General features: G+C 73.6%; 13 protein-coding genes. 4 read left to right on the forward strand and 9 right to left on the reverse strand.

What is annotated here, in order from left to right:
- Nucleotides 1-472 precede the first annotated feature (472 nt).
- From ACFVFQ_RS33040 to ACFVFQ_RS33050, 3 genes are all read left to right on the forward strand, one after another.
- Complete coding sequence (locus ACFVFQ_RS33040) at nucleotides 473-2,239, forward strand: M4 family metallopeptidase (RefSeq protein ID WP_383423193.1); 1,767 nt, start codon at nucleotides 473-475, stop codon at nucleotides 2,237-2,239.
- Between the two features lie 87 nt (nucleotides 2,240-2,326).
- Nucleotides 2,327-3,604, forward strand: coding sequence for an MFS transporter (locus tag ACFVFQ_RS33045; RefSeq protein WP_383423195.1), 1,278 nt, complete (start codon nucleotides 2,327-2,329; stop codon nucleotides 3,602-3,604).
- 142 nt (nucleotides 3,605-3,746) lie between these two features.
- Nucleotides 3,747-5,150, forward strand: coding sequence for an 8-oxoguanine deaminase (locus ACFVFQ_RS33050; RefSeq protein ID WP_383423197.1), 1,404 nt, complete (start codon nucleotides 3,747-3,749; stop codon nucleotides 5,148-5,150).
- A gap of 106 nt (nucleotides 5,151-5,256) precedes the next feature.
- On the opposite strand, the gene ACFVFQ_RS33055 is transcribed toward ACFVFQ_RS33050, so the two are convergent.
- The 7 genes from ACFVFQ_RS33055 to ACFVFQ_RS33085 all read right to left on the reverse strand — a co-directional run bounded on the left by ACFVFQ_RS33055 (nucleotide 5,257) and on the right by ACFVFQ_RS33085 (nucleotide 14,637).
- The gene (locus tag ACFVFQ_RS33055) at nucleotides 5,257-6,318 is read right to left on the reverse strand and encodes an isopenicillin N synthase family dioxygenase (protein ID WP_383423199.1); all 1,062 of its coding nucleotides are present in this window, start codon (nucleotides 6,316-6,318) and stop codon (nucleotides 5,257-5,259) included.
- Between the two features lie 370 nt (nucleotides 6,319-6,688).
- A complete protein-coding gene (locus tag ACFVFQ_RS33060; protein WP_383423201.1) occupies nucleotides 6,689-6,916 on the reverse strand; it encodes a hypothetical protein in 228 nt (75 codons plus the stop codon).
- Between the two features lie 149 nt (nucleotides 6,917-7,065).
- Nucleotides 7,066-8,412, reverse strand: coding sequence for an MFS transporter (locus tag ACFVFQ_RS33065; RefSeq protein ID WP_383423203.1), 1,347 nt, complete (start codon nucleotides 8,410-8,412; stop codon nucleotides 7,066-7,068).
- On the reverse strand, nucleotides 8,409-9,479 hold the full coding sequence (pdxA, locus tag ACFVFQ_RS33070) for a 4-hydroxythreonine-4-phosphate dehydrogenase PdxA (RefSeq protein WP_383423205.1): 1,071 nt from the start codon (nucleotides 9,477-9,479) through the stop codon (nucleotides 8,409-8,411). Before pdxA ends, ACFVFQ_RS33065 begins: the two co-directional genes overlap by 4 nt.
- The gene (locus ACFVFQ_RS33075) at nucleotides 9,476-10,780 is read right to left on the reverse strand and encodes a four-carbon acid sugar kinase family protein (RefSeq protein WP_383423207.1); all 1,305 of its coding nucleotides are present in this window, start codon (nucleotides 10,778-10,780) and stop codon (nucleotides 9,476-9,478) included. The genes pdxA and ACFVFQ_RS33075 overlap by 4 nt, the downstream gene beginning before the upstream one ends.
- Nucleotides 10,781-10,899: 119 nt before the next feature.
- Nucleotides 10,900-11,802, reverse strand: a complete 903-nt coding sequence (locus tag ACFVFQ_RS33080; protein ID WP_383423209.1) for a DeoR/GlpR family DNA-binding transcription regulator — start codon at nucleotides 11,800-11,802, stop codon at nucleotides 10,900-10,902.
- Nucleotides 11,803-11,910: 108 nt separating this feature from the next.
- Entirely contained in the window at nucleotides 11,911-14,637 is a 2,727-nt protein-coding gene (locus ACFVFQ_RS33085) for a SpoIIE family protein phosphatase (protein WP_383423211.1), read from the reverse strand.
- 328 nt (nucleotides 14,638-14,965) lie between these two features.
- On the opposite strand from ACFVFQ_RS33085, the gene ACFVFQ_RS33090 reads away from it, so the two are divergent.
- Nucleotides 14,966-15,310, forward strand: a complete 345-nt coding sequence (locus ACFVFQ_RS33090) for a hypothetical protein (protein WP_383423213.1) — start codon at nucleotides 14,966-14,968, stop codon at nucleotides 15,308-15,310.
- 10 nt (nucleotides 15,311-15,320) lie between these two features.
- Here ACFVFQ_RS33090 and ACFVFQ_RS33095 read toward each other — a convergent pair whose 3' ends face one another.
- Together ACFVFQ_RS33095 and ACFVFQ_RS33100 are read right to left on the reverse strand one after the other, a co-directional pair.
- Nucleotides 15,321-16,766, reverse strand: coding sequence for an APC family permease (locus tag ACFVFQ_RS33095; RefSeq protein WP_383423215.1), 1,446 nt, complete (start codon nucleotides 16,764-16,766; stop codon nucleotides 15,321-15,323).
- Nucleotides 16,767-17,071: 305 nt separating this feature from the next.
- On the reverse strand, nucleotides 17,072-19,165 hold the full coding sequence (locus ACFVFQ_RS33100) for a SpoIIE family protein phosphatase (protein WP_383423217.1): 2,094 nt from the start codon (nucleotides 19,163-19,165) through the stop codon (nucleotides 17,072-17,074).
- Nucleotides 19,166-19,508: the final 343 nt, after the last annotated feature.

Here is a 19,508-nt window from a genome sequence, read left to right on the forward strand (position 1 = left end):
ACCCTCCCCGCACCGATCGGACGTGTCGTCACATCCAACCGGTGCAAGGTCGGTCGACACCAACCCGGTGATCGTTTCCGGTCACAGCACTAGCGGCCGCGCGGCGCGGGCCGCGCACCCCCGATCACCTTGAGGCCGGGACGGCAACCGCCGCCCCGGCCTTCGTCGTGCGCCGTCCCGTCGTGCGCCGCTCCGTCGTGACCGGCAACTCCCGTCCCGCGCCGGGCAACCGTGGCGCGCCTCCTCGCGTCCCCTCCCCCAGAACACGATTGGTCATCTTCTGACTACCCATCGCTGATCAATTGTCAATTTTTGATTGCTTGGCATGGAAAATTGATCATTTCTCTTTACATGCCCATGGCAGACATATCAGGGTCTGTGCGGGGCCGGACGGCCCCCGCGGTGCGCAACACCACCGCGTGTACGGGCGGTTGGCACATTCCACCGCCCACAGCGCAAAGGGAACGAATCTGTGCGTAGACCCCACATACGCAGCCGCCACCTGGCGATAGCCCTGGCCGTCACCACGGCCGCCACCCTCACCGCGGGCGCCGCCGTCGCCGCCCCCGCCACCCCCTCGACCACCGGCACCCCCTCGCTGGTGGACGCGGCCCGCGCCGCCGCCTACGCCCACTCCGCCACGACCGGCGTCAACAAGCAGGACACCCTCAAGGCCACCGACACCCTGGTCGACCCCGACGGCCGCCGCCACGTGCGGTTCGTCCGCGTCCACCGGGGCATGCCGGTACTCGGCGGCGACCTGGTCATCCACCTCGGCGCCGACTCCGGCTACCAGGGCGTGACCCGGGCCGCCGGCCACCAGGTCGAACTCCCCTCCGCCAAGCCGCAGTTGTCGAGCCGTCAGGCCGCCGCCAAGGCCGCCTCGGTGGCCCAGGGCACCGCCGGCGCGCCCCAACTCGTCGTCGACGCCCGCGGCGGCCGCACCGCGCTCGCCTACCAGGTGCAGGTCGACGACAGCCGCACCGCGGACGGCGGCGGCGCCCGCACCGTCGTCCTCGACGCCGACAGCGGCAAGGTCCTCAGCAACGTCCCGGTCAACGAGCCGTTCCTGTCGCCCTCCGTCCTGCACGAGCTCCGCAAGCGCGGCGAGCGCCCGAACCCCGGGGCCGCGGCGCGGGTCACCCCGTCCGCCCCCGACAAGCCCGCGGCCGGCCGCTACCCGGCCCCGGCCACCGGCAGCGGCGCCGCCCTCTTCGTCGGCACGGTCCCGCTCTCCACCACCCAGACCGCCAAGAACGCCTTCGTGCTGAAGGACACCACCCGCGGCAACACCGAGACCCGCGACGCCGGCGGCAGGGCGCTCGACAAGTTCAGCGCGGGCAAGCCCGTCACCAACGGCACCAACCGGTGGGGCAACGGCACCACCACCGACCGGACCACCGCCGCGGTCGACGCCCAGTACGGCATCACCAGCACCCTGGACTTCTACAAGAAGACCTTCGGCCGCAACGGCATCAAGAACGACGGCGCCGGCGCGCACGCCCTGGTCCACTACGGCGAGAAGGTCGGCAACGCCTTCTGGTCCCCGGACTACGGCTGCATGCTCTACGGCGACGGCGACGGCCAGTTGTTCAGCAAGCCGCTGGTCGTCCTGGACGTCACCGGCCACGAGCTGACCCACGGCGTGGTCAACGCCACCGCGAACCTCCAGCCCACCCGCGTCGACGCCGAGGGCCACCAGTTCGGCGAGCCGGGCGCGCTCAACGAGTCGCTCGCCGACATCTTCGGCACCGCGGTGGAGTTCGCCACGAACAACCCCAAGAACCCGCCGAACTACCTGATGGGCGAAAAGCTGGGCCTGGCCCAGAAGTTCCTGCGCCGCCTGGACAGGCCGTCCCTGGACAAGCTCGAAGGCACCGTCGACTACTGGTCGAAGGAGACCTACGACACCGAGGTGCACGCCGGCTCCGGCGTCTCCTCGCACGCCTTCTACCTGCTGGCCGAGGGCAGCGGCAAGAAGACCATCGGCAAGGTCGCCTACGACTCCCCCACCTACGACGGCGCCAAGGTCACCGGCATCGGCCGGGACAAGGCCACGGCGATCTTCTACCGGGCGCTCACCCGCTACATGGTCTCCACGACCGACTTCCACGGCGCCCGGACCGCCACCCTCCAGGCCGCCAAGGACCTCTACGGCGCGGGCAGCACCGCGTACAAGACGGTCGACCGCGCCTGGGCCGCCGTCAACGTCACCGCCGCCAACACCCCCAAGCGGTGACCCGGCGCTGAGCCGACCGGACCGGCGGCCCCCCGCGCGCGGGGCCGCCGCGGTCCGACCCGGCCGGGGCGCGGGTACGTTGACGCCATGACCCTGCGCACCGGCCGGGGCCGCCGGCCCGGCAGCCCCGCCGCGGCGGCCGTCTTCGCGATCGGCATGGCGGGAACGACCCTGCCCACCCCGCTCTACGGGCTCTACCGCCAACAACTCGGCTTCTCCGAGCTGATGGTGACCGTGGTCTTCGCCACCTACGCCCTCGGCGTGATCGCCGTCCTGTTTGGCGCCGGCAACCTCTCCGACACCACCGGCCGGCGCCCGGTGCTCTTCGCCGCGCTGGGCCTGTCCGCGGCGAGCGCCCTGTGCTTCCTCTTCGAGGGCGGGCTGCCGCTGCTGCTGCTCGGCCGGGTGCTGTCCGGCTTCGCCGCCGGACTGTTCAGCGGCGCCGCCACCGCCGCCGTCCTCGAACTGGCCCGCCCCGGCCGGGAGTCCGCGGCCGGCTTCGCCGCCACCGCCGCCAACATGGGCGGCCTGGGCTGCGGCCCGCTGCTGTCCGGGCTGCTCGCCCAGTACGCGCCCCGGCCGCTGGCCCTGCCCTTCCTCGTCCACCTGCTCCTGCTGGCCGTCGCCGCCGTGGTGACCTGGCTGCTGCCGGAGACCGTCGCGCACCCGCGGCGGCCGCGTTCGCTGCGCCCCCAGGGGCTGGTGGTGCCGCCCGGGGTCCGCGGGGTCTTCGCGCCGGCCGCGGTCGCCGCGTTCGCCGGCTTCGCCCTGCTGGGGCTGTTCACCGCCATCGCCCCCAGCTTCGTCGCGGGGACCCTCGGCGAGCACAACCTCGCGGTCTCCGGGGCGGTCGTCTGCACGGTCTTCCTCGGCTCCACCCTCGGCCAGTCACTGACCGGCCGGATCGGCGCCCGCACCGCCCTCCCGGTCGGCTGCCTGGTCCTGGTGCTGGGACTGGTCCTGGTCGGCACCTCGCTCGCGGTGACCTCGCTGCCCGTACTGGTCGTCGGCGCGCTGTGCGGCGGCACCGGGCAGGGCCTGGCGTTCCGTGCCGGGCTCACCGCGGTGAGCGCCGCCGCCCCGCCGGAACACCGCGGCGGCACGCTCTCCGCCTTCTTCCTCGTCGCCTACCTCGGCATCTCGCTGCCGGTGGTGGGCGTCGGCGCGCTCACCCTGCAACTGGGGCTGCGCGGCGCCGGGTTGACGTTCGCAGGCTGCGTCATCGCGGTGGCGGTCACGGTCGGCGGCTACGTCCTGCGGCGCCCGCTGCCCGCCGAGCCCCAACCCGCACCGCCCGCCCGCGCCGCGACTGGTCCGCGGGAATCCGGGCAGGGCTCCAACGACGGCCATCCGCCGTCGAGTTGACCCGTCCGGAAGAAGGAGGAGCGCCCGCCCGCCGGCCGCCCCGGCGGTGCCGATCCGGTGTCCGCGCAGCACACCGGTACAGGGCCCGCGCGCACCCCGAGCCCCGTGCCGGCGCCCCGGCACACCGCCTCAAGGAGCCCCCATGCCCGACCCCCAACGCACCGGCCAGCACCATGACTTCACCACCCCCGCCGACTGCGACCTGCTCGTCCGGGACGCCCGCCTGCTGGTCGTCGACGGCGACACCGAACTCCCCGGCGGCTGGATCGCCCTGCGAAACGGCCGCGTCGCCGCGTACGGCCACGCCGGCACCGAGCCGGAGCGGGCCGCCCGCACCCTGCGCGCCACCGGCCGCCTGGTCACCCCCGGCCTGATCAACACCCATCACCACCTCTACCAGAACCTCACCCGCGCCTACGCCCCCGCCGTCAACGGCACCCTCTTCACCTGGCTCACCACCCTCTACCCCCGGTGGGCGGCGCTCGACGAGGAGGCCGTCCACCTCTCCACCTACGTCGGCATCGCCGAGCTGCTCATGGGCGGCTGCACCACCTCGATGGACCACCACTACGTCCACCCGCGGCCCCGCCTGATCGACGCCCAGATCCGCACCGCCGCCGACCTCGGCTTCCGCTTCCACGCCACCCGGGGCTCGATGACCCGCTCGACGGAGGACGGCGGCCTGCCGCCCCGCTCGGTCACCCAGACCGCCGACGAGGTGCTGGAGGACAGCGAACGCCTCGTGCGCACCCACCACGACCCGCGTCCGGGCGCGCTGACCCGGGTCGCCCTCGCGCCCTGCTCGCCGTTCTCGGTGACCCGCGAACTGATGGCCGCCACCGCCGAGTTGGCCGAGCGCCTGGACGTCCGGCTGCACACCCACCTCGCCGAGGACCCGGACGAGGACGCGTACTGCCGGCAGATCTACGGTTGCCGGCCGGTCGAGTACTTCGAGTCCGTGGGCTGGATGACCGACCGCACCTGGGTCGCGCACTGCATCCACCCCGACCGGGCCGAGCGCGCCCGGCTCGCCGCGGCGGGCGTCGGGGTGGCGCACTGCCCCAGCTCCAACATGCTGATCGCGGGCGGCACCGCGGCCGTCCAGGAGATGCGCGCCCTCGGCATGCCGGTCGGGCTCGGCTGCGACGGCTCCGCCTCCACCGACCACGCCTCGCTGTGGCTGGAGGCCCGTGGTGCGCTGCTGCTCGGGCGGTACCGCGGCGGCCCGGCGGCGATGACCGCCCGGGACGCGCTGGACATCGCCACCCGCGGCTCGGCCCGCTGCCTGGGCCGGGCCGACGAGCTGGGCCACCTGCGCCCGGGCGCCTGCGGCGACCTCGTCGTCTGGGACACCCCGCAGGTGGCACTGGCCGGAGCGCTCACCGACCCGGTCGAGGCGTGGCTACGCTGCGCCCCGTCCCGCGCCTGGACCACCGTCGTCGGCGGCCGGGTCCTGGTCGACTGCTGCGAACCCCAACTCCCCTCCCTGGACGAGAAGTTGCGGGACCACACCCGGGTCGCCCGACGAATCCAGGGCCTGGACTGACCGCCCGTCACACCGCCGCCGACACCTCCTCACCCCGGCGCCGACCATGCCGGAAGACCAGATGGAGCCCGAGGGCAACCACCAGCGCCCCGGAGGGAGGGGCGCCTCACTCACCCCGGGCTGCGCGCAGTCGAGCGGCCTCGCGAGGCGAGTTGGCGTTGGGCTTGCCGGCGCGCGAGCCGCCCAGTTTCTCGGCGAGGTGTTGGCCGACCGTCGTGGGCGGGTAGAGCGGCGCGGCGCCGGCGGGGACGCAGCCGGGTAGGCAGCTGATCTCGGCGTCCCAGTTGCCGTCGTGGAAGAACGCGGCGGAGCGGCGGCGCACCACCCGCCCCCGCGCGTCGGTCGGCGGCAGCACCCGGTGCAGCGTGGACAGCCACCGGTCGTTGGTCCAACGGGCCAGCAGGTCCCCGAGGTTGACCAGCAGACACCCCGGCTCGGGGAGCACGTCGTGCCAGCGGCCCTTGGTGTCCAGGATCTGGAGCCCGGGGACCCGGTCGGCCCACAGCACGGTGACGATGCCGTAGTCGGTGTGGGCGCCCATCCCCATCTGGTCGCGGTCGACGACGAGTTCGTGCTCGGGAAGCTGGTAGTTGTTCATCCGGAGCACGTCGAGGGAGTGATCGGTGAACGGTGCGAAGTAGTCCGTCGCCAGCCCCAGGGCGTGCGCGAAGATCCCGGTCAGCCGTCTGGCGAGCCCGCCGGCCTGTGCGCACCACTCCTCCACCTCCGCCCGGAATCCCGGCAGTTGGGGCCAGATGTTGGCCGGATAGTGCGCCGCGGGCAGGACGAGCCCGGGGAACGCGGCGGCCTCCGCCCCGACGTTGAACGCCTCGAAGAGGTCCTCGGCTGCCGCGGGGACGCCCAGGCTCAGGCTGAGCTTCTCGGTGCGCGGCGGGGTGTAGCCGCGGTTGACCTCCGGCGACGGGGCGCGCAGCGCCTTCTTCCGGTCCACCGGGAGGCCGAAGAACGCGTCCAGCGCCGACGCGAACTCCCGCGCCGCGCCCTCGGGGATGCCGTGCCCTCTGATCTGCATGAATCCGACGGTGCGCGCCGCCCGGTCGACCTCGGCGGCGATGCCGGCCCGGTCGGCGGCGGACCCGTCGCCCCAGGCGGAGATGTCGATGACGGGTACGTCGAGTACGCCGTTGACGGCCGTGGCCCTGCCCATCGCATGCCTTCCTTCCGTCGCACTGCTTCCCACTGCGGGCGTCCGAGGCGGTCCCGCGCGGCGCCCACCCACCCCTATCCGCTTCAACGGTTTGATGAACGCCCCGTTCATGCCCCTGAAAGGAACAAGCCGAAACCAGCCACCCGTTGGCCGACACCCGAGGCTCAACTCCCCGTACGCGACGACAACGCGCCGACTACCGAACGCCGGCCGTGGCGGTCCTCGCGGACCGGCCCTCGTCCCACGCCTGAGCGCGCGGCCGGCGATCCGGCGCCCCATACGACGGATGCCGGCCGGGCCACCCGCAGGTGGTTCCCGACCGGCATCCGCTGTTGCTGTGTCCGATTACGTCGCGCAGGAGCTATGCCGCTCACTTCTTGCCGTGGTGCTCCCTGCCGTGCTCGAAGCCGCCCTTGTTGGCGCCGTCGTGGAAGACCGGGTTTCCTTCGATGACGGCCGCGTCAAACGAGCGGCCGGCGAACCAGCCCTTGCCGTAGTGGTCGTGGTGGTGCTTCCCACCGGCGAGTGCGGCACTCGCCCCACCCAGGACGATGGTGGTGGCCAGGGCGCTGGCTGCGATCGCGGCGCGGATGCGCATGTCTGCTCCTCAGGAGTATCGAGGGGTGATATCGACCTTTTCAGGAATCACCCTCGCGAAAGCTATTAAAACCTTCCTTACCGCCAATCGTGTGAGCCACCCCGGAGACCACCGCACCCCGCCCCCACCACCGCCGAACCTCCGCTCCGTCAACTCTCTTTGAATGTCGGTGAGTTGATCGTCGTGCTAGGGATCTCCGCGGCGCGACCCTGAGGCAATGACGAGCCCGGTCGCAACCCGAGCGTCACCAGAATGACCGCAACGGCCAGGAATCCGGCGAGCACCGCGAAGCCGGTCAGGCTGCTCCCGGTGGCGTCGGTGAGCCAGCCCACCAGGTACGGGCCGGCGAAGCCGCCGAGGTTGCCCAGCGCATTGATCAGGCCCATCGCCACCGCCACCACCTCGAAGCGGAGGAGCTGGCCGGGGATCGCCCAGAAGGGGCCGTAGGGCGCGTAGACCGCGGCGGCGGTGAGGCAGAGCAGCACCATGCGCGGCAGTGCGCCGTGCACCGCCTGCCCCAGGAGGAGGGCGGCGATACCCACGACCAGGGGGAGGGCGACCGCCTGCCGTCGGCGGCCGGTGCGGTCGGACCAGGCCGCGTTGGCGATCATCACGGCCAGGGCGACGGCGAACGGGATCGCGGTCAGCAGCCCGACCTCGGTGGCCGAGCCGTTGTGGGTGAGCTCCTTGATGACGGCCGGCAGCCACAGGCTGAAGCCGTAGAAGCCGGTGATCCAGAAGAAGTAGACGCCGATCAGGACCAGGACGGAGCGCTGGCGGACCGCGCCGAGGTAAGAACCGCCGCCCGCAGGGGGCTTGGCGGCCTCGTCGGCGGCGAGCGCGCGCTCCAGGTGGTCGGCCTCCGCACGGGAGATCCAACGGGCCCGCGCGGGACGGTCGGCGACCGCGAACCACCAGACCACCGCCCACAGCAGCGGCGGCACTCCCTGGAGGACGAGCACCCAGCGCCAACTCGCGTGGTCCAGCATCCAGCCGGACAGCGGCGCCATCAGCACCGACGAGAGCGGCAGGCAGGCCATCCACAGGGCGTTGGCGCGGGCCCGCTCGCGAAGCGGGAACCACGAGGCGAGCAGGATCAGCACGGCCGGCCAGACGCCGCCCTCGAAGAAGCCCAGCACGAACCGCGCGACGTAGAACTGGGCCCGGGTCTGCACCAGTCCGGACAGCATCGCGGAGACGCCCCAGGCGACCATGAGGATCAGGACGGTCTTCCGGGCGCTCCACCGCTGGGCGAGCACCGCGGCCGGGATCTGGAGGAAGACGTAGCCGACGAAGAAGATGCCGCCGGCCAGGCCCTTGTCGGCGTTGGAGAGGTCCAGGTCGCCGTGCATGTAGGGGAGGACGACGGAGACGTTGTTCCGGTCCAGGTACGCCAGCATGTACATGATGGCGGCGACCGGGATGACATAGACCCAGCGCTTGGCCGGGGGCGCGGCGCCGCCCGTGACGTCGCCGGCCCGGGGAGCGTCGGTCATCGGGCGGCTGCCGTCCCGTAGGCGGCGCGCATCCGGTCCGTATGGCGGCTGAGGTCGGCGGCGGCGCGGAAGGCGGCCGCCATGGTCGCGTGCGAGGCCCGTCCGCTGCCGGCGAGGTCGAAGGCGGTGCCGTGGTCCACGGACGTCCGCAGGATCGGCAGGCCGACGGTGACGGACACCGTGCCGGCGAAGTCCACGGTCTTGGCGGGGATGTGGCCCTGGTCGTGGAAGTGCGACAGCACCCCGTCGAAGCGACCTTCGAGGCCCTGGTGGAAGACCGAGTCGGCAGGGACCGGCCCGGTCACGTCCAGGCCCTCGGCGCGCGCCTTGGCCACCGCCGGGCCGAGCACGGTGATCTCCTCGTCGCCGAAGTGCCCGCCCTCGCCGCCGTGCGGATTGACCGCGGCGACCGCGAGCCGGGGCCGGTCGTGGCCGAAGACCCGTAGCGCGGTGACCGCGTGCCGGATGCTCGCGCCGACCCGTTCCTCGGTGAGCTGGTCCAGGGCCTTGCGGAGCGCGAGGTGGCGGGTGGTGAAGAAGATCTTCAGGCCGCGGACCACGAACATGGTGTCCACCCGGGCGGCGCCGGTCAGTTCGCCGAGCATCTCGGTGTGCCCCAGGTGCCGCGAACCGGCCGCCCAGATGGCCTCCTTGTTGACCGGGGCGGTGACGACGGCGTCCACCTCGCCGGCCAGTGCGGCCCGGGTCGCGGCCTCGATCGCGGCCACCGCGGAGCGACCGGCGACCGCGTCGACCCGCCCCCAGGGCAGGTCCGCGGGGGCGATCCCCAGATCCAGCACGTCGATGGTGCCGGGCTCGAACCGCGCCTCGCCGGGCGCGCCGACCGGGTTGACCCGGACGTCGAGCCCACAGACCTCGACGGCGCGGCGCAGCACGGCGGCGTCGCCGACCGCCAAGCCGCGCCCGAGCCCGGCGCTCGCCGGATCGGCGAGGGTACGCGCGGTGATCTCCGGCCCGATACCGACCGGGTCACCCAACGTCACGGCAAGAAGGGGGAGTTGACGCTCTTTCGGTGCCTGACGGTTCAACGCATCTGCTGTCGTCATCGGTCGCCTTTCCGGGGTGGGCGCGGGGTGGGCGCGGTGCGGGTGCCGGCCGCGCGGAGGTGTTCCAGGCAGTCGCGGGCCGCGTCCGGCCCGCCGATCAGCCCGCCCTTCGTGGCGAAGGGCAGTCCGTCGTGGGGGCCGCCGACCAGGTGTCCGGCGACGGCCAGCGGCAGCACCTCGCGGTCGATGGCGAAGCCGTCGGCGCCCAGCGCGGCGGTGACCGCGGCGGCGACGTCGCCGCCCGAGGCGTAGAGCCCGCCGGGGCGCAGCCCGGCCACCGCGCACCGGGCGACCTCGGCCAGGCAACGCAACAGGCCCGCGGCGGCGTCCGGGTCGGGTGCCGCACTGGCCGAACTGCCGGCGGTGGGCAGCACGTTGACGCCAAGGACGGTCGCTCCCTCCGCCGCCGCGGAACGCAGTCCGGCCAACACCCGTGCCACGTCCGGGCGTTCCGGGTCGAGGCCGATCCAACGGGCGTCAAGTGCCGCCTCGGCGCGGGCGAGTTGGGTGCCGGTGCGGTCGGTGACGCTGCCGACGACGGCGAGCACCCGGACCGGGGCCGCCGCGGGACGGATGCCGAGCGCGTCGGCGAGGGCGGCGCCGAACGGCCCGGAGTCCAGGGCCAGCCAGCGGGTACCATCCGCGGCGGCGAGGGACGCGGCGGCCCGGGCGACCGTGAGCAGATGGGCGTTCTCGGTGGCGTCGCAGACCACCACCTCGGCCCGGCTCGCCCGAAGCGCCGCGACCACCGCGTCGGGGCCGCGCTCCACCACGTCCAACGGCAGCTCGTCCAGGGTGCGTCGGCTCTGCGCGCCGAGGACGGCGGCGACCCGGGAGTGCCGCACCGGGTCGAACGGGTCGCGGGCCACCGCCGTGCGGGTCAGCGGTACCCCGTCGACGAGGTGCAGCCCGCCGACCGTGGTGCGGCCGGCGTCCGGGAAGGCGGGGACGGCCAGGGTGCGCAGCGGCGCGGCGGGGGCGCGGGCCGCCAACGCGTCGGCCACCGCGTCGAGTTCGCTGCCGGGGTTCCCGCGCAGCGTGGTGTCCACCCGCTTGACGACCAGCGCCGGCTCCCCGGCGGCGCAGGCGCGCTCGACCGCGGCCCGGACGGCGGCGTAGGCGCGGGCGGCGGGCCAGTGCCGGGAGGCGGTGTTGACGACGAGGACGTCCACCAGCGGGGCGTAGCGGGCCGCCCGGGCGGGGTCGCCGACGGTGACGGCCCGCAGCCCGCGCCGGGCGTAGCGGGCGCCGGTGGCGTTGCTACCGGTCAGGTCGTCGCCGATCACCAGCACCTGTGCCATGGGCTCCCCTCCCGCCACCAGCACCACAATGACCGGACCGCGCAAGTGAGTTGCGCGATGCACGCATTGAGAGTGACGAGCGCCGGGAGGGCCTGTCAAGGGTCGTGCGCCGCCGAGGGCTACGGCTCCCGGCGGTCCGACCGCGCCGCCGCATCCGGTCGCTCGCCCGCGTCCGGCCGCCCCGCGGCGCCGGGCCGCTCCACGGCAGCGTCCGTCCGCTCCGCGCACGACAGCACCCGCCAGCCCGCGGCCGCGTACGCCGCCAGCCGCCGCTCGCCCTCCGCACCACCGTCACCGTCCTCCCCGTATCCCCCCGCCCCCGAGATCAGCCCCGTCCCCTGCGGCATCTCCGCCCAGTACGGGAAGCCCCCTCCCCCGCCCAGCTTGGAGCCGTCGGCGAGCACCCAGGCGGCCCGCGCGCACTGCGCCATGGTCTCCTTCAGCGCGGCCTGTTCGGCGTCCGGGCAGTTGACCCCGCGCCGCGGGTCCAGGCCGTCCACGCCGAGGAAGGCGAGGTCCGGGGTGAGCCGGCGGAGCGCCTGGTCGGTGCGGGTGCCCAGCAGCGACTCGTTGGGCCGCCGCAGCCGGCCGCCGAGCACCACCACCTCCACCTCCGCGTCGGCCAACTCCACCAGCGTGGACAGCCCGTTGGTGACCACGGTGAGGTCGCTGCGGGCGCGCAGCTCGTGCGCCAGCCGGGCCGCCGTGGTGCCGGCGTCCAGCAGGACCACGTCGCCGCTGCGGACCAGGCCGGCGGCCGCCCGGGCGATGGCGGCCTTCTCCGTGCGGCGCTCTCGGGCCTTGTCGTGCCAGGACCGCTCGACGGCCCGGTGGTCGAGCGCGCCGCCGTAGGTCCGGGTGATCCGGCCGCCCTCGGCGAGCGCCGCCAGGTCGCGGCGGACGGTGGAGAGCGAGACGCCGAAGGCGGCGGCGAGGTCGTGCACGCTGCCGTCGCCCGCGCCGAGCAACTCCACCATCCGCTCCCGCCGGCGCCGGGTGGCCGGACGTTCCCCACCGGTCATCTGACTGCGCCCCTCCCGCCCGAAGGCCGACGCTCCTCAACTGGCCGTCATCCGCCCAGAGTTGCGCGCATCGCGCAACGTGAGGTTAGCAGCCGGCGCGCCCGTCGGTCAGCGACCGGGACCGCCGGCCGCCACCGGGACCCGGGCCGGGTCCGGCAGCGCCTGCTCGGTCCAGATCACCTTGCCGTCGCCGGTGTAACGGGTGCCCCACCGCTCGGCGAGCTGCGCGATCAGGAACAGCCCGCGGCCACCCTCGTCGGTGGTGGCGGCGTACCGCAGGTGCGGCGAGGTGCTGCTGCGGTCGGCCACCTCGCAGACCAGCGAGCGGTCATGAATCAGCCGGACGCGGATCGGGCCGCTGGCGTACCGGATGGCGTTGGTGACCAGCTCGCTGAGGATCAGCTCGGTGGTGAACGCCTCGTCCGCCAGCCCCCATTCGATCAGTTTGCGGACCGCGGCGGCGCGGGCCTGGGCGACCGCGGACGGGTCGACGGGGACGTCCCAGTCGGCGATCCGGGCCGCCTCCAGCCGCCGGGTGCGGGCGACCAACAGGGCGATGTCGTCGGCGGGGCGGTCCGGCAGCAGGGCGCCGAGCGCCGCCTCGCACATCGCCTGTGGGGTGCGGCCGGGGCCGGTGCCCAGGGTGCGGCGCAGCAGCGCCATGCCCTCGTCGATATCGCGGTCGCGGTCCTCGACCAGCCCGTCGGTGTAGAGCACCAGGCTGCTGCCCTCCGGGAGCTCCAACCGGCAGGTGTCGAAGGGCATTCCGCCGAGCCCGAGCGGCGGCCCGCCGGGCACCTCCAGGAACTCCGCGTCGCCGTCCGGCCGCACCAGTAGCGGTTGGACGTGCCCGGCGCGGGCCATGGTGCAGACGCCGGCGGCCGGGTCGTAGATGGCGTAGAGACAGGTGGCGCCGGTGATCGGGGACTTGGCGCCCTCGCCGGTGGCCTCGGTGCCCTCGTCCTGGTCGATGCGGGTGACCAACTCGTCCAGGTGCCACAGGAGTTCGTCGGGCGGGACGTCGAGGTTGGCGAAGTTGTGGACGGCGGTGCGCAGCCGGCCCATGGTGGCGGCGGCGTGCAGACCGTGGCCGACGACGTCGCCGACGACCAGGGCGACCCGGGCGCCGGGCAGCGGGATGATGTCGAACCAGTCGCCGCCGACGCCGCCCAGCCCGCCGAGCCCGGCCTGCGCCGGCAGATAACGGAACGCGGCGTCCACGGCGCTCTGTTCGGGCAGCGCGCGCGGCAGCAGGCTGCGCTGGAGGGTGACCGCCATGGTGTGCTCGCGGGTGTAGCGGCGGGCGTTGTCGATGCTCACCGCGGCGCGGGCGACCAGCTCCTCGGCCAGCGAGAGGTCGTCCTCGTCGAACGGCTCGGGGGTGCGCGAGCGCCAGAACAGGGCCGCGCCCAGGATGACGCCGCGGGCCCGCAGCGGGACCGCGATCAGCGAGTGGATGCCGTGCGCGACGATCTGCCGGGCCCGCTCGGGGTCCTGCCGCTGCCAGCCGGCGAATGCGGCCAGATCGGGCTCCAGGACCGGCTCGCCGACCGGCAGCCGGACCCCGAGCGCGGTGGTCGGTGCGAAGTGGACGGGTTCGGCGACCGGGTAGAGCGACCCGTCGGGCACCTCACCGCCGACGGCCGTGCGGCGCATCGCCACGGCCGGCCCGGCGGTCCCCGGCTCCTCACCCTTGAGGACGGACTCGGCCAGGTCGACGGTGACGATGTCGCCGAACCGGGCGGCGCCGAACCGGGCCAACTCCTCGCAGGTGCGCACCACATCGAGGGTGGTGCCGATCTCGGTGCCGGCGTCGTAGAGCAGCCGCAGCCGGCCGCGGGCGAGGTCGGCGCGGCCGGTCAGGGCCCGCAGTTCGGTGGTGTCGCGCAGGGTGGTGACGCTGCTGGGCGGGCCGCCGGCGTCGTCGGTGGAGCGCTGGTTGACCGCGAGCAGCCGGTCGCCGACCGGGTGCACCTCGTCGGTGACGACCCGGCCGGACTCCAACAGCGCCGCGGTGGCCGGGTCCAGGCCCAGCTCGGCGACCTGGCGGCCCTCGACGTCGGGCGGGAGGTCGAGCAGCCGCCGGGCCTCGTCGTTGGCGAGCACCAGCCGCCCGTCGCCGCGGACGATGAGCACGCCCTCGCGGACCGCGTGCAGCACCGCGTCGTGGTGCTCGTACATGCGGGTCATCTCCTGCGGCCCCAACCCGTGGGTCTGGCGCCGCAGTCGCCGGCTGACCAGGGCGGTACCGCCGGTGGTGAGCAGCAGCACGCCGGCCGCGGAGCCGAACAGCAGCGGGAACTGGTCGGCGGCGACGCCGCTCACCTTGCTGAGGGTGACGCCCGCGGAGACCAGACCGACGACCTTGCCGTCGTGTCCGATGACGGGCACCACGGCCTGCACGAGCGGACCGATGGTGCCGGTGGTCTGCTCGGTGACCACATGGCCGGCCAGCGCGGGCCCGAGCGTGCCGACGAACTTCTTGCCGATGCGGTTGGTCATCGGGTGGGTGTAGCGGATGCCGTGGGTGTTCATCACGACGAGGAAGTCCACGTCGGAGCCCTTGCGGACGGTCTCGGCGCGGGGCTGGAGCACGGCGGTGGGGTCGGGGCTCTTGAGGGCCGCTTCCATGCCGGGGGCGCCGGCGAAGCTCTGGGCCACCGCGACCGAGCGGTTGCGGGCCTCCCGTTCGGAGTCGGTCCCGGACTGCAGCACCAGGGCCGCGATGGCGGCGGCGACGAGCAGGACCACGATCGCCACCTGCAGGAGAAAGACCTGGCCAGCGACAGTTCGCATCCTCAGAACCGAACGCGGGCGGCCGTAGCGTCCGGCCATGTCCTCTTTCTACACCTCCCCCATACGGTGGGCGAGCCGCCGCCGCGCGGCGCAGCGGCCCGGAGAACCTGCGCACAGCAGCGTCAGTAAAACCTCTCGGTACGTTTCCCGGCTACGGGTGTGCGCTGCCATGTCCGTGTATGTGTAACTCTTCCCACAGACCCGGACGGTTGCGCACCGGCCGACGATCTGCGGGTCGGTCCCGGCGCCGCGGGCAATGTGCCAGGTCAGCGGGGCTTACTCGGGAGTCGGGCCGGGCGCGGGGGCGTCCGGCGGGCGGCCGGGGCCGCTCCGGGGGCCGGCTGGAGCGTATGAGACGTTCGTGGGCATGCATGTTGCAGCAGAGGAGATCCGTGCCGGGGCGGCCGAGCTCATCGACCACCATGCGCGCGGAGCATGGCGGCCGAACGACGCCGACCGGCAAACCGCCGTCGCGCTCTTCCGCCACCTGGAGACGGGGCTGCCGCTCAGCGGCGAGCAGATCCGCTCCGCCCTCGCTCCCGCCGAGCCGGCGACGCCGGTGAGCGCGGGGCTGCTGGCGCTGCTGCGGGCCACCGCGGGTCTGCTGGACGACGCGGGCGTGGCCGACGGCCCCGCCGGGCGGGACGCCGTCGACCACGTGTGTCTGCTGTTGGACGCGCTCGCGCTGGCGCGGCCGGACGCCGGCCGCTGAGGGCGGGCGGTCAGGTCCGGGCCGGCTCGGCGGCCGCGGCCAGTTCGTCCTCGGGTACCGAGATGACCCAGCGGCTGTCCTGCCGCGGGCGGAGGTAGAGCGCCCAGTAGAGGGTGGCCGCCGCGATCAGCCCGCCGGTGATCAGCAGGCTCCTGGCGCTCTGCTGGCACAGCACCCAGACCAGGACGAGGACCAGCAGCGCGGGGATCACCGGCCACAGCGGCATCCGCCAGGCGAGCCGGTGCTTGTGGTCGCCGCGGCGGGAGACCAGGGCGCCCAGCGCGACGAAGACGTACATGCTGGCGACGGCGACACCGGTCACCTCGTTGAGGGTGTCGAGGGTGGCGAAGCACAGCGCGGCACCGGGGACGCCGACCGCGAGGGTGGCCGCCCAGGGGGAGCCGAAGCGCTTGCCGACGTGCGCGAAGATCCGGTTGACCGGGGCCGGCCAGGCGCCGTCGCGGGCCGAGGAGAAGACCACCCGGGAGTTCTGGATCACCATCACGATGGCCGCGTTGATGATGGCCAGGGCGATGCAGAGGCTGACGAAGGTGCCGACGGCGGAGTTGCTCCAGCCCTGCACCATGCCGGCGACGTCACCGGCGGCGAGGGTCTTGAGGTCGGGGGCGCCGAGGGTGATGGCGACGACCGGGACAAGGACGACGGCGGCGCCGATGGCGAGCGTCCACAGCACGGTGCGGGAGACGTTGCGCCGCGGGTTCTCCATCTCCTCGGCCAGGTACACCGCGGTGGAGAAGCCCTGGAGGATGAAGAGCGCGGTGGCGAGCCCGGTCACGATCAGCCCCCCGGTGACCGCGGTGCTGGTGCCGTGCCCGGCGTCCATGACGGGGTGGACGAGGGTGGCCGCGGACCGCTGGCTGTGGCTGAAGCCGAGGAAAGCCACGACGGCCGCGGCAATCACCTCAAGTACCAGGAAGATGCCGGTGATCCAGGCGTTGGCGCGCAGGTCGAGCAGGCCCATGGCGGTGGCCAGCAGCATCACCGCGGCGGCGGTGGTCTGCTTGTCCAAGTGGACGACCGGGGCGAGGTAGTCGGCGGTTCCCAGCGCGATGATCGGCGGCACGATCATGACGACGATCAGCGAGAGCACGAAGACCAGCCAGCCCGCGAGCCGCCCCATCAGGGTGCCGACCATGGCGTACTCGCCGCCGGAACTCGGTATCAGGGTGCCGAGTTCGGAGTAGGTGAAGGCGACGCCCACGCACAGCACCGCCGCGATGGCGATGGTCAGCGCCGTGCCGGTGCCCAGGGTGGCGAACGAGTCCGGGACGATGACGAAGAGCGAGGACGCGGGGGTCAGGCAGGACAGGGTGAGCAGGGTGCCGCCGACCACACCGATCGACCGGGTGAGTTTGGGGCTGTCCGCCGGTGTCGCGGTCCGGGTTTCCGGTGCCGGGGCGGCGGTGGCGACTGGCGTGGTGGGCATATCGGTCATCCGTGTCCCATCGGTGCTGGCGGGCAGGGAGCGGGCGGCACGTGGGGGAGGTGCCGGTGAGCGGTCGCATCGGAGGCACTGCGGGGCCGCTTCGGTGACCGGAATACAACCCCCGCGGGCCCCTCCCGTCAAGACTTCATTAAGGCCAAGTGACAACGAAATCCGCAGCCAACAGAACCGCCAATTCGCTTATCCACGCCGCAAAGTCGCCATCCACGCGGATTCCGTGGAGGTTTGCCGCGCTGCGGATTCTTCGGCGGACGGGCCCGCGACTTTCGCCGCCATCGCCTCGTCGGGCGGGAAAATCAGCCGTCGCCGTCCTGGATCCGCGCGATCAACAGCGCCACGTCGTCGTGGTCGTTGCCGTGCCGCAGCTCGCCCAGGAGCCGGTCGCAGAGCTCCTCCAGGGGCCGCTCGGGCTCGGCGAGCAGGCTCAGCAACCGGTCCAACCGGGCGTCGATGGCCTGGTCGCGGGTCTCGATCAAACCGTCGGTGTAGAGCACCAGTTGATCGCCGGCGCGCAGCTCCACGGTGGTCTGCTCGAAGGTCACCTCGCCGACACCGCCCACGCCGAGCGGGGCGCCCGTGGGCAGGTCCAGCAGCTCCGGCGGCCGGCCCGGCCGCACCACGACCGGCGGGAGGTGGCCGGCGACGGCGATCACGCACTCCTCGCGGTGCGGGTCGTGAACGGCGTAGAGGCAGGTCGCGAAGGCCGGGTCGAGCCCGCCGGCGATGTGGTCGAGGTGGTCGAGCAGCTCGGCGGGCGCCAGGTCGAGGTCGGCCAGCGCGCGGATCGTGGTGCGCAACTGCCCCATGGTGGCGGCCGCGTTGATGCCGCTGCCCATGACGTCGCCGACGACCAGTGCGGTCTTGTCGCCGGCGACCGGGATGACGTCGTACCAGTCGCCGCCGACCTCGCTGGCCGCCTGGGCGGGCTGGTAGCGGTAGGCGATGTCCATCGTGGTGGGCTTCGGCGGCCGGTGGTTCATCAGGTGCCGCTGGAGGGTGAGCGCGGTGCGCCGTTCGCTCTGGTAGGAACGGGCGTTGTCGATGCAGACCGCCGCCCGGGCGGCCAGCTCGACGGCGAGCACCGCGTCGTCCTCGTCGAACGGCACCGGGTTGTCCAAGCGGTAGAGCGAGAGCGCGCCCAGCACCTCACCGCGGGCGATCAGCGGCACCGCCAGGTAGGAGTGCAGCCCGGCCTCCCGCAGCAGCTCGGCGCCCGACCCGTCGGCGGCGATGTGCCGCCGCTCCTCCGGGCCCACCTCGGCGACCAGCACCGGGCGGGCCTCGGTGACGCAGCGGGTGATCAACCGCTCGGTCTCGTAGGCGGCGAGCGCCCCGGTGGGGTCGGCGGCCCGGACGGCGGGCGTCTCGCCGGCCGCCGCGACCGCCAGCGCCCGGAAGCGGGCCGGGCCGCCGCGGGTGAGCGCGGTGGGCCGGCGACCGTCCAGGACGGCGTCGAGCACGTCGACGGCGGCCAGGTCGGCGAGCTCCGGCACGATGGCATCGGCCAACTCCTGGGCGGTCTGGCCCACATCGAGGGTGGTGCCGACCGACGCCGAGGCGTCCGCGATGAGCGCCAGCCGCCGCCGGGCGCGGGCCGCCTCGGTGGCGGCCCGGTGCTGCTCGGTGACGTCCACGACCGAGGTCGCCACGCCCAGCACCCGCCCGTTGGCGTCCTCCAGCCGGTAGTACGAGACCGACCACGCCTGGTCCGCGTCGGGATGGTCGGCGGTCGGGCCGACGGAGAAGTCGTCCAGCAGCGGCCGGCCGGTGGCCAGCACCTCGCGCATCCGCCCCTCGATGGCGTCGGTCTCCAGGAACGACAGCACGTCCCGCACGTGCCGCCCGATGTGCTGCTCGGCGGGCAGCTCGTTGATCCGCTCCAGCGCCGGGTTGACCATGACGAAGCGGAGATCGGTGTCGAGCACCGCCAGCCCGATCGGCGACTGGGCCACCAACCGCACCGACAGCGCCAGGTCCCGCTCGACCTCGCGCAGCACCGACTGGTCGGTGGCGATGCCCAGGGCGTACGAGGCGCCGTGCTCGTCCTGGAGGCGCATGTTGCGGAACTCGACGAGCCGGGTGCTGCCGTCCTTGTGCCGGACCGGGAAGACCCCGGCCCAGCTCTCGCCGCTGGCCATCACCCCGGCGAACAGCTCCATCACCAGGTCGACGTGCTCGGGCTTGACCAGCAGCCGGACGGCGGGCCGACCGAGGGCCTCCCGCGCGCTCCAGCCGAAGAGCTTCTCGGCCTGCGGGCTCCACAGCGCGATCCGGCCTTTTGCGTCGAGCATGACGGCGGCCACGCCCAGGAGGTCCAGCAGCCCACCGGGCTGGCTCGGCCCGGCCCCGGCCTGGGCGACAGCGTCAGGGGACGCGTCGGTCGCACCCATCCAGGCACTCCTTCCGCCGGCCTGCCAGGCCGACAGCCGTGGCGCTCCGTGCACGGCCGGCCCTGCCGTGCTGCCGCTGCCCTCCATCATCTCTCGACACCGGACGGACCCGCAGGCAGAGCGCGGCTCACCAGGGCGGCGACCGAACCGGATGGAGCATTATGGGCCGCTCTCCCCCGACAAGGCGACCGGGTTGACGATATTGATCCACTGGCGATTGGCCGGACAACGCCCTCGGAAACGCTCCCGAGTTGGAGATGTCGATCTCTTGGGTCTACCCTGAGATTAGTTGCTGGAGGCAACCAATATTCGCTAGTCGCACCCCGGCGCACCCCACGCGCCG

It is taken from the genome of Streptomyces sp. NPDC057743 (assembly GCF_042798755.1).
Classification (GTDB): Bacteria; Actinomycetota; Actinomycetes; order Streptomycetales; family Streptomycetaceae; genus Streptomyces.

Bases quoted from the DNA above. Each gene is read 5' to 3' on its own strand.
- ACFVFQ_RS33045 (WP_383423195.1), top strand. From the start codon at position 2,327: ATGACCCTGCGCACCGGCCGGGGCCGCCGGCCCGGCAGCCCCGCCGCG.
- ACFVFQ_RS33050 (WP_383423197.1), top strand. From the start codon at position 3,747: ATGCCCGACCCCCAACGCACCGGCCAGCACCATGACTTCACCACCCCC.
- ACFVFQ_RS33055 (WP_383423199.1), bottom strand. From the start codon at position 6,318: ATGGGCAGGGCCACGGCCGTCAACGGCGTACTCGACGTACCCGTCATC.
- ACFVFQ_RS33060 (WP_383423201.1), bottom strand. From the start codon at position 6,916: ATGCGCATCCGCGCCGCGATCGCAGCCAGCGCCCTGGCCACCACCATC.
- ACFVFQ_RS33065 (WP_383423203.1), bottom strand. From the start codon at position 8,412: ATGACCGACGCTCCCCGGGCCGGCGACGTCACGGGCGGCGCCGCGCCC.
- pdxA (WP_383423205.1), bottom strand. From the start codon at position 9,479: ATGACGACAGCAGATGCGTTGAACCGTCAGGCACCGAAAGAGCGTCAA.
- ACFVFQ_RS33075 (WP_383423207.1), bottom strand. From the start codon at position 10,780: ATGGCACAGGTGCTGGTGATCGGCGACGACCTGACCGGTAGCAACGCC.
- ACFVFQ_RS33080 (WP_383423209.1), bottom strand. From the start codon at position 11,802: ATGACCGGTGGGGAACGTCCGGCCACCCGGCGCCGGCGGGAGCGGATG.
- ACFVFQ_RS33085 (WP_383423211.1), bottom strand. From the start codon at position 14,637: ATGGCCGGACGCTACGGCCGCCCGCGTTCGGTTCTGAGGATGCGAACT.
- ACFVFQ_RS33090 (WP_383423213.1), top strand. From the start codon at position 14,966: ATGCATGTTGCAGCAGAGGAGATCCGTGCCGGGGCGGCCGAGCTCATC.
- ACFVFQ_RS33095 (WP_383423215.1), bottom strand. From the start codon at position 16,766: ATGACCGATATGCCCACCACGCCAGTCGCCACCGCCGCCCCGGCACCG.
- ACFVFQ_RS33100 (WP_383423217.1), bottom strand. From the start codon at position 19,165: ATGGGTGCGACCGACGCGTCCCCTGACGCTGTCGCCCAGGCCGGGGCC.